11 protein-coding genes and 1 pseudogene are annotated in these 8,498 nt (G+C 42.5%); 4 read left to right on the top strand and 8 right to left on the bottom strand.

Translation table 11 applies throughout. From position 1 onward, the window contains the following. Positions 1-233 precede the first annotated feature (233 nt). From MICAI_RS12795 to MICAI_RS12785, 3 genes and pseudogenes are all read right to left on the bottom strand, one after another. Positions 234-677, bottom strand: a pseudogene (locus tag MICAI_RS12795) (DUF29 domain-containing protein). A gap of 105 nt (positions 678-782) precedes the next feature. After that, positions 783-1,157 carry a 6-carboxytetrahydropterin synthase QueD gene (gene queD / locus MICAI_RS12790; protein ID WP_039900104.1) on the bottom strand — a complete coding sequence of 125 codons (375 nt, stop codon included), beginning with the start codon at positions 1,155-1,157 and terminating at the stop codon, positions 783-785. Between the two features lie 555 nt (positions 1,158-1,712). Continuing rightward, positions 1,713-2,273 (bottom strand): PEP-CTERM sorting domain-containing protein, encoded by a 561-nt coding sequence (locus MICAI_RS12785; protein ID WP_008202545.1) that lies wholly within the window; start codon positions 2,271-2,273, stop codon positions 1,713-1,715. A gap of 257 nt (positions 2,274-2,530) precedes the next feature. Between MICAI_RS12785 and MICAI_RS25015 the strand changes: the two genes are divergently transcribed. The 4 genes from MICAI_RS25015 (at position 2,531) to MICAI_RS12765 (ending at position 4,725) form a co-directional block, all read left to right on the top strand. Then, complete coding sequence (locus MICAI_RS25015; RefSeq protein ID WP_008202541.1) at positions 2,531-2,830, top strand: type II toxin-antitoxin system HigB family toxin; 300 nt, start codon at positions 2,531-2,533, stop codon at positions 2,828-2,830. Further along, positions 2,814-3,233 carry a helix-turn-helix domain-containing protein gene (locus MICAI_RS25010; RefSeq protein WP_004163265.1) on the top strand — a complete coding sequence of 140 codons (420 nt, stop codon included), beginning with the start codon at positions 2,814-2,816 and terminating at the stop codon, positions 3,231-3,233. Before MICAI_RS25015 ends, MICAI_RS25010 begins: the two co-directional genes overlap by 17 nt. Positions 3,234-3,394: 161 nt before the next feature. Further along, positions 3,395-4,288: a beta-carotene hydroxylase gene (gene crtR, locus MICAI_RS12770; RefSeq protein ID WP_008202538.1), complete on the top strand. Its 894-nt coding sequence runs from the start codon at positions 3,395-3,397 to the stop codon at positions 4,286-4,288. A 119-nt stretch (positions 4,289-4,407) separates the two neighbouring features. Next, positions 4,408-4,725 (top strand): hypothetical protein, encoded by a 318-nt coding sequence (locus tag MICAI_RS12765; protein ID WP_002763627.1) that lies wholly within the window; start codon positions 4,408-4,410, stop codon positions 4,723-4,725. Here MICAI_RS12765 and MICAI_RS12760 read toward each other — a convergent pair whose 3' ends face one another. From MICAI_RS12760 to MICAI_RS26450, 5 genes are all read right to left on the bottom strand, one after another. Next, on the bottom strand, positions 4,726-5,280 hold the full coding sequence (locus MICAI_RS12760; protein WP_008202534.1) for a hypothetical protein: 555 nt from the start codon (positions 5,278-5,280) through the stop codon (positions 4,726-4,728). 134 nt (positions 5,281-5,414) lie between these two features. Continuing rightward, positions 5,415-6,218, bottom strand: coding sequence for an exodeoxyribonuclease III (xth, locus tag MICAI_RS12755; protein WP_008202532.1), 804 nt, complete (start codon positions 6,216-6,218; stop codon positions 5,415-5,417). 22 nt (positions 6,219-6,240) lie between these two features. Next, positions 6,241-6,825 (bottom strand): chromophore lyase CpcT/CpeT, encoded by a 585-nt coding sequence (locus tag MICAI_RS12750; RefSeq protein ID WP_008202529.1) that lies wholly within the window; start codon positions 6,823-6,825, stop codon positions 6,241-6,243. A 99-nt stretch (positions 6,826-6,924) separates the two neighbouring features. Beyond that, a complete protein-coding gene (gene rplI / locus MICAI_RS12745; protein ID WP_008202527.1) occupies positions 6,925-7,383 on the bottom strand; it encodes a 50S ribosomal protein L9 in 459 nt (152 codons plus the stop codon). 575 nt (positions 7,384-7,958) lie between these two features. Beyond that, a complete protein-coding gene (locus MICAI_RS26450; RefSeq protein ID WP_008202521.1) occupies positions 7,959-8,315 on the bottom strand; it encodes a hypothetical protein in 357 nt (118 codons plus the stop codon). Positions 8,316-8,498: the final 183 nt, after the last annotated feature.

Below are 8,498 nucleotides of genomic sequence, written 5' to 3'. Positions count from 1 at the left end.
GGACACCTTTTATGGATAGTATTAGTAGTAATAATACTGGGAACAATGCTAGGATAATCAGGTTATAAGTACCTAAGCAAAATTAATTACACATCTAAGCCACTACTCCGTCAGACTTCTGGTGTGAGGAAACAGTGAACTGAAAAATCAAATCCGATCCCTAATAGCTGTCTCCCGTCTCCCGTCTCCCGTCTCCCGTCTCGACTAGGAAATTAATTTTGCACGACTACTTATTAATCCAGTAGATATTCAGGATTGAGGATATCAGTTTTGGCAAAAGGACAGATTTGAGGAAAAGTTTTTTTATCTAACCCTGTTTCTCTAGCGGCAAGTAGGCAAGCATTTTGATAACACTGATCAAAAACTTCCTCAAAATATACCTTGAGACTGGGGCTATCTTCAAAAACTTCTAACAATCTCAAACAGTGTTCGGTGATAGAATACTGCCAACTATGAGAACGTTTAGAGGGTTGATACTGCCATTTAAGGAGGTGAAGCAATAGCTTTTATAAATTACTTTTCAAAGCCTTTTTATCACTCCTCCCCATTGCCTCAATTTCCTCAATCAGATTTTCTAAATCGAGGTACTCCCACTTACCTTCTTTAAGTAATTTAGCAGTTTCTTCTACCCACAGATTAAAGTCTGTGTCATAAAGTTTCTTGGCAGTAGATAGCATATTAGGTTTCTCCTACCTCCTTCATCTTAGAGGATTGTGACTGGGAATCTTATAATTTTCGTGGGATAGGTTTGCAATCCATCCTAGCTAATGATAGCTTGCCGATTAGGGATAATAGGTACATCCAGAGGTACAGGTTTCGCAGATTTCGACGGCATGAAGGTTGGGTAAACCAGCTTTTGCCAATTTTTCATAGATCCAGCGCGATAATTCTTCACTGGTGGGATTTTCTAAACCAGTGGTTTCATTGAGATAATGATGGTCGAGAAAATTATCGAGTAATGGCTGTAAATATTGTTTAATTTCACCAAAATCCATCACCATTCCCTGTTGTGAGCCTTGGGGCTGTAAATGATTACTTTTCACATAGACGCGTCCTAGCCAACTATGACCGTGGAGACGGCGACATTTACCTTCGTAATGGGGTAAATGATGGGCTGCTTCAAAGCGAAATTCTTTGTAAATAATCCATTCTGCCATGGTTAATCCGTCGATACTGTCGGTTAGGTCTGCTTTATTTATTTGGCCACCGATAGTCATCCATTCTAGTCAAAAGCTTAGTATTCTTAGTCCATAGTAAGCTGTTGGCGCATCTAATACCATTTTTCTTTATTCATGGCAGACATCCTACTCCTCTCTCCCCCCTCTTGCCCCCCCGATGTCGGTAGGGCTGATTCATTCTCCGAATCTAATTCTTTTTTTTGCTACCTTTAATCGCTTATGAGGCAAGCAAAGCACGACGTTTTTAGAAATTTTCAGATATATATTGCCGAGAAATCGACTAAAAACGTTGTCATACTAAATCTGGTTATTAAAAACTGATTATTTATTCCCCTTTGCCTTTTGCATGACTAGAAAACGGGTTTCTCCGAGAAACCCGTTTTCTGTGCGTTACTCAACGGATTTAGTATCAGATAAAGATTTGAGAGAATGACATTTGAGAGCATGAAACGACCCTACCCTTATCAAGGGTGATCCCCCGGGCTATCGGCACGCCCCTTATCAAGGAGGGCAGGGGGGATCAATCGGTCAAAATTACCCTTCCAGTTTCCGGCCTTTGCACAAAAGACCCACCCCGGCAACGGAGAGTAAACCGAGAACCGTCGCTGGTTCGGGAACGGTGGGAGTGCCAGCCGGGGTCAGGGAATAATTGGTGATAACGAAGGGTTCGCCAACAGAACCGTAGCCACCGGCGGGAACGAAAAGGTCAACCGGAAATAGAAAGCCAGCGGGTAAAAAGCCGAATGAGCTAGGACAAGCCGTGGTGGCACAAGCGATAAAATCCAGTCCCGATCCGTCTAAGGATAGCACCGCCTGACCCGTTACAACACCACCACCAGCAAGAATGCTATTGAGATAAGAACCTATCAACGGAAGAGCGGGGGCGGGAGAGCCGTTAAAGGTGGTATTACTGATAGAACTGACGAATACCGTGTTGTTATCTGGTTGCAGGGTTCCGTCAACCGTCGCAGTGATCGTTCCTGCGCTGGAGGTGTAGGAAAAGTTAAAAGTTGCGGCGCTGGCAACCGGTGCAAGGGTGGCGGTGGCTACCGTGGCGAGGGCGACGGAATAACAAAGGGAACTTTTGAGGGGCATAGAATACATTGTTTAGCTAAATTCCCACGTATTCTACCCCCCCCCCGATTTTGTCAAGGTTGTTGCTATTTATATTTCTTATGCTTTATCTAGCTATTGATTACTCGATTCGGGATTTAGGGCGATCTCCCAAGAGAGCGGCGAAGTGGTGCGCTTTTCTGGGGTGCGAGGGGCGATCGGTAAAATTGGCATACACTATAATTATCAGAGCGATCGATGTTTATCTAAGTTAAAGAGAACAATAAAACTAGCGATCGATGGGCGTGATCAGTAAAGTCAAATTAGGAGAGTTTTGGGAACGCCACTCGGACGCAGAAGAAGCTCTTAGGGATTGGTATAACTTCGCTAGTAAGGCTAGCTGGAAAAATTTAGTAGAGGTTCAAGGTCGCTACCCGAAAGCGGAGGCGGTGGGAAATTTTACAGTTTTTAATATCAAGGGAAACAAATACCGTTTAATCGCTGACATCAATTATTCTCGTCAAACCATTTTCGTTAAATATATTCTAAGTCACGCTGAATACAATAAGGAGAACTGGAAAAATGATCCCTACTTCTAATCCATTAACCTATGGTGATTTACTCTTGCAGTATCAACCGAAACCGATTAATAACTCCCAAGAATACGAGCGATTTTTAAGCATAATTGAAGGGATGATGTCACGGGAGTTAAGCAATGACGAAGGACTATTATTCGATTTATTGGTGTTATTAGTGGAAGAATACGAGCGGAAACATTATCCGATCGCCCGAACAAATCCTACCGCTACGTTAGAATCGTTACTGGATGAATTCGATATCGATAGGGAGTGTCTTGTGGATATTTTCGGCGATCGGGATAGAGTAGAATCGGTGATAGGGGGGAAACAGGCGATCGCTCCCTCTCAAGCCGAGTCTCTAGCCGAATTTTTTAATCGTTTAAGTGCGAAACTGGCGTTAAGCGCCCGTGATTTTCTCTTGTAGCCTCGCTTTCCCTCGGGGACTGGGGGGGAAGACCATATAACAAATCCTTACTTTCTTCATAACTTTAGATTAATTAAGATAATGTTACAAAACTTTATGAAAAAGCCGTAGTATGATAATTTACGCCAGTAAAGCGAACACAATAAGGAGCAACACCCATAATGCAGTCGGCCGAGATGTTGCTGACAGTCCCCAAAGAGTATTTAAAAGCACCGGGGGGCTTCAACCCAAACGTTACCATGTTTTTCAGTGCCTTGAGCCTAATAACCCTATCTACCTGTGGGTATTGGCTCTGGTCCTGGCCTGACTGGATTTGTTTTAGTGCTAATGTCCTCGCTTTACATTTATCGGGGACAGTTATCCACGATGCCTCTCATAATTCTGCCCATAGTAATCGGCTATTTAATGCTATTTTAGGTCATGGCAGTGCTTTAATGCTCGGTTTTGCCTTTCCGGTCTTCACTAGAGTCCATTTACAGCACCACGCTCACGTTAACGATCCCGAAAATGATCCGGATCATTTTGTCTCCACTGGCGGCCCTTTGTGGATGATTGCGGCCAGATTTTTTTATCACGAGATTTTCTTTTTTAAGCGGCAACTCTGGCGGAAATACGAACTGCTGGAATGGTTCCTCAGTCGTCTTTTTGTGGCTACCATAGTCATCGTCGCCTGTCAATACGGTTTTATCAGCTATGTGATGAATTTTTGGTTTGTTCCCGCTTTAGTGGTGGGAATTGCCCTCGGTTTATTTTTCGATTATCTCCCCCATCGTCCTTTCCAAGAGCGCAATCGTTGGAAAAATGCCCGCGTTTACCCCAGTCCCCTCTTAAATCTGCTGATTTTAGGACAGAATTATCATCTAGTGCATCATCTTTGGCCGTCGATTCCCTGGTACAAGTACCAACCGGCATACTATGCCACTAAACCGCTTTTAGACGCAAAAGAGTGTGAACAGTCTTTAGGTTTACTGCAAGGTAAGAATTTCTGGAGTTTCCTCTACGACGTCTTCTTGGGGATTCGCTTTCACTCCCATTCTTCCAAATCTAACTTATAGCAGTTATCGTAATGATGAGGTACAAAGTTTTCGTTTTGGCAAGTCGGTGGTCGATTTTATGAGAAACTCTGTATCTGTAATGGTTTCTTTGTCAACTTGATTTTTTGAAGGAGGATTTTATGGGTCAGCATTGGGGAAAAGCCTTAATTTTAACAACAACTTTCTTGACAATTAACATCGATTATGCTAAGTCTTTAACCTTTGGTGAGGCCGTTGGTATTGGAGCGGGGGCCTTGTTAATCAACCGGGCGGTACAGGATAATAGACAACGTTATCGATTTGTGCCACCAGAGCAAGAATTTCAGCGCGGACTAGAGGACGGTTTTAACTTTGCCCGCTATGATAATCCGCGCAATTCTAGGGACTACGATGACGGTTTTATCGAGGGACGAAGACGGCGGGAGTCGGGTTGGTCCAGTCCCAACCGGAGAGGTTGATTATTTTTTTGGTCTGCGTCCCACTTCGGCGGTTTCTTGAATGGAAAAGATCCTCAATTTACCGTCGATGGGAGCGACTTTAGCCACCGCTGCCGATGCCACTATATAGTTATCACCCTCGGTGTTGGTAATATTGACTACCCGCTCGCGAGTGATAATCGCCATCTCGTTATTTGCAAGAATATCCACGTCCCAATTCTCAGAAAGAACCTCTATACTTTTAATATTTTTGTAGGATTCCTCTAAAAATATTTTATGTTCCGTGATGCCATTTAACTCAAAAATTTCGGTACTAGCATCGGTTTTAATGGTCAATTGCGAGGAAATAAACGGGGCATAGTGTTTGAGGATTAGGGCGATATTTTTGTCTTTAATAGCGGTTTCAATGTCTTGAATCATTGCTTTAATTTCCGCTTCGCTAATTTTTTGTCCCCAATCGCGATTACTCGATTGTTTTACTGGCACTATCGAGGGATTAGCATTGACCAAAGGGGGGGAGATGCCGGGGAGAAGGGATAAACCGAGCAATAGAACAATTAATTGGGGAGAACGCATAATTTAATAAACTTGGTAAATTCAACCCGAATCATAGCATTTTCTCGTTACCGAATAAATCCTCAAGGTGAAAGTCCCTACTTAGGGAAGCTAAGAGAGCAAAATTCTGGCTGTGCAAAGTCTAGGTTGATCCTTTAGCTATTTTTGCTTGATATTTCCAGAATAACAGGGGTATGATCGCTAGGTTTTTCTTGTTTTCTGGGTTCTCGATCAATTAGACAATTAACGGCTTTTTCGTATAGCTGAGGAGTTAAATAAAGATGATCGATTCGCCAACCTCGGTTACGAGCAAAACCACCGCTGCGATAATCCCACCAACTATAATGTCCTGGATCCGAGGTGAATTTTCTAAAGGCATCTTGTAAGCCAATTTCTAAGACCTTTTCTAAAGCTTCTCTTTCTTTAGCTGAAGACATAATATGATTTTCTTTGCCCTTGGGATCATAAATATCTTTATCTTCTAAGGCAATATTAAAATCACCACAGATACATAATTCTTGGGGTTGAGAATTAATTATTTTATCTAGATATTTCCTGAGAGTTTCTAACCATTTAAGCTTATAAATATATTTGTCACTATCTAGAGAAGAACCGTTAGGAACGTAGAGATTAATAATCCGAATATCGCCGATTACTCCAGTAATTAGCCGTTTCTGTTCGTCCAGTTCTCCCGTTAAATTTTCGCCGATAATGGGACTAAATCCCACAGTGATATCCTCCAGGGGTTTTTGGCTAAAAATCGCCACACCATTATAGGCTTTTTGTCCAGAGAGATAGAGATGATAACCCAAAGATTCAAAAGCTTCTCTGGGAAAATCTCGATCGATTACCTTAGTTTCTTGCAAGCATAAAACCTCAACGGGATTGAGTTGTAACCAGTTAATTACCTGTTCTTGTCGGCTGCGAATCGAGTTGACATTCCATGTGGCGATTTTCATAGCTAAAAACCAAGAATTTTTCTCATACTTCCTCGGCAAAACTGGCGCAACGCACAAACTCAAAGGGACCGGCGATCGAACCCCAGACTAATTGATCGGTTTCGGGATCTAAACCACGATCAACGCTAATTAATCCCCGTTCACTAATTTCAAAACTATTATCCAAATAAGTCATTTTATCTTTGCGAAAGACTAAACATTGTTTACCCGGTTTCACCACCCCTTTAAAACTGTTACCAGTCCAGGTGACATTCATATCACAACCCGGCATCGGTTCTAATAGGTCTAAGGTGAGATTTTTGAGACGGTGGGGTTCTCTAGAAGCACCAAAAAAGTTAGCTTCCTCTTTAACTTTAAAGTTTTCTAGTTCAATATGGTCATCGACTACCGACAATTTAAATACTCGCAAACGATAGGGAGTATTGAGCATAAAATCGTAGGCCTGCTCTAAAAACAAACTGGTTCCCTCCAGTAATTCATCGGGTAGAGGACGCATACACACGCGAATATGGGCAAAAAAAGGCGGATTAGCAAAAGCTTGTTCTTGATTACTAAAATCCGCCGCCATCCAGCGTGCTAGGGTTTTTATATCCGTGGGATGAGTCATAGTTTTTGAGATGTGAATGGCTATTAGCTATCAGCCATCAGCTAGTTAATTGCTCTGATAAGTTTTCACTGATTACTGATAACTATGACCCGATAATTGTTATTGTGCGATTACTTTAATTTCGATATCGGCACTAACTTCGGGATGGAGTTTGACTTGTACTTTATAGACTCCCAATTGACCGATATCGGGGACGGTAATACCACGGCGATCGATTTCTAATTTAGCATTTTCTAGAATAACCGTAGCCACATCTTGACTGGTGACAGTACCAAAAATTGCCTCATTTTCTCCCGCCTGTTTAGGGATGCTGTAGGGACTGAGTTTTTCGATCGCAGTTTTTCTGGTTTCCGCTTCTTGTTTTTCGGCGAGGAGACGTTGACGCTCTTTTTCTTTCCTAAATTCTGCCTGTTTAATCGCGCCTTTGGTGGCTAAAACGGCCACACCTTGGGGGATAAGGTAATTGCGCGCATAACCGGGGGCCACTTCCACCACATCGCCATTTTCACCTAATTTGCTGACTTTTTGATTGAGGATAACCTGCATTCGTTTCACCATGATCTTGACCTAAAACAATAGTTCCAAAACCCTTATCATACCATGCAATCGTCAAGTCTTGATCACAAGTTAGTTATTGCCGGCGGCGATGATCTGGGTTAATAGGGGTCCGATTGCCTGAAAGGCCGAGGGTAAAACCGCTACGGTGGCGGCTGCGATAATAAAGGTCGTGGCTAATCTCAGCACTTTCTCGGAGGCTTTTTCGTAGGTGTCAGATTTATAGTCGAGTTTGTCTAATCTTTGGTCTATTTCCTGAAAACGTTGGTCTATCGCCTCAAAACGTTGGTCTATTTCCTGAAAACGAAGGAGTCAACTTCTGATAATGTCGTCCCTCATGTACCCAACACAAAGTAATATTATCAGTCAGTAATTTGAATTGGGGAGCATGATCACAGACCAGAGTTTGCACTACTGGCCAATCAGTTTGTTGATGATAGAAAGCAATCGCTGCTGCTTCTATAATTCGAGTCGGGTGCTGAGAACCTGGTTTGGGTAGATATGTATCAAGTAGGGCATTAAACTCTGCTTCGCTCAACACAGTTTCTTGAGGTAATAGTTTCAGAGCATTTTTCCATTTAGTTGGGATTGGGAAAGTCTCTTTGTAAGTTGTCTGTAAGTTGATTGAGAATCAACTCCAGTTCTGGGGCATTTTGCAATACTTTGACTACACTCAATCTGTCTTTTTTGGCAGTGGTCAAGTAGATTGTATAGAAAGGGTTGCATATTACATTAGTGGTATAGTTCACCCCACCCACCCGCGCACCAGTTTGGTCTAAGTGTTGCCAATGACTGCTCTCTAGTCCTGACGCACATACTTCATTTTTCTCGCTTTCAAACTCCACTTGGTTTTTAATCAGTAGGTTCGATAGATATCCGACTGATATGGATATGCCAATATCTTCTAAAAACTCTAATAATTTGCCTTGGGTCATGTTGCCCCCGTAGTATAGGCTAATGACTAAGGCTTTTATTCCAGGTCCCCATTCTCCTTCATAACCCCAAGGCAGTTCTGCTAAATAGGTTTTTCCTGCTGAGGGTGAGTAGCTGACAGGGGGACAAACAAGCTGAAAAGCTTATGTAGCATGGAATACAGATATCGACTCCCCAAAAAGATA

Origin of the sequence: Microcystis sp. T1-4, assembly GCF_000297435.1 — a bacterium.
Taxonomy (GTDB): Bacteria; Cyanobacteriota; Cyanobacteriia; order Cyanobacteriales; family Microcystaceae; genus Microcystis.
Note: the sequence above shows the minus strand (reverse complement) of the source record. Positions and strands in the feature narration are given on the sequence as shown.

Excerpts from the sequence above, each read along its gene's own strand:
- MICAI_RS26450 (WP_008202521.1), bottom strand. The coding sequence starts at position 8,315 with ATGACCCAAGGCAAATTATTAGAGTTTTTAGAAGATATTGGCATATCC.
- queD (WP_039900104.1), bottom strand. The coding sequence starts at position 1,157 with ATGGCAGAATGGATTATTTACAAAGAATTTCGCTTTGAAGCAGCCCAT.
- MICAI_RS12765 (WP_002763627.1), top strand. The coding sequence starts at position 4,408 with ATGGGTCAGCATTGGGGAAAAGCCTTAATTTTAACAACAACTTTCTTG.
- rplI (WP_008202527.1), bottom strand. The coding sequence starts at position 7,383 with ATGGTGAAACGAATGCAGGTTATCCTCAATCAAAAAGTCAGCAAATTA.
- MICAI_RS25015 (WP_008202541.1), top strand. The coding sequence starts at position 2,531 with ATGGGCGTGATCAGTAAAGTCAAATTAGGAGAGTTTTGGGAACGCCAC.
- MICAI_RS25010 (WP_004163265.1), top strand. The coding sequence starts at position 2,814 with ATGATCCCTACTTCTAATCCATTAACCTATGGTGATTTACTCTTGCAG.
- xth (WP_008202532.1), bottom strand. The coding sequence starts at position 6,218 with ATGAAAATCGCCACATGGAATGTCAACTCGATTCGCAGCCGACAAGAA.
- MICAI_RS12750 (WP_008202529.1), bottom strand. The coding sequence starts at position 6,825 with ATGACTCATCCCACGGATATAAAAACCCTAGCACGCTGGATGGCGGCG.
- MICAI_RS12760 (WP_008202534.1), bottom strand. The coding sequence starts at position 5,280 with ATGCGTTCTCCCCAATTAATTGTTCTATTGCTCGGTTTATCCCTTCTC.
- MICAI_RS12785 (WP_008202545.1), bottom strand. The coding sequence starts at position 2,273 with ATGCCCCTCAAAAGTTCCCTTTGTTATTCCGTCGCCCTCGCCACGGTA.
- crtR (WP_008202538.1), top strand. The coding sequence starts at position 3,395 with ATGCAGTCGGCCGAGATGTTGCTGACAGTCCCCAAAGAGTATTTAAAA.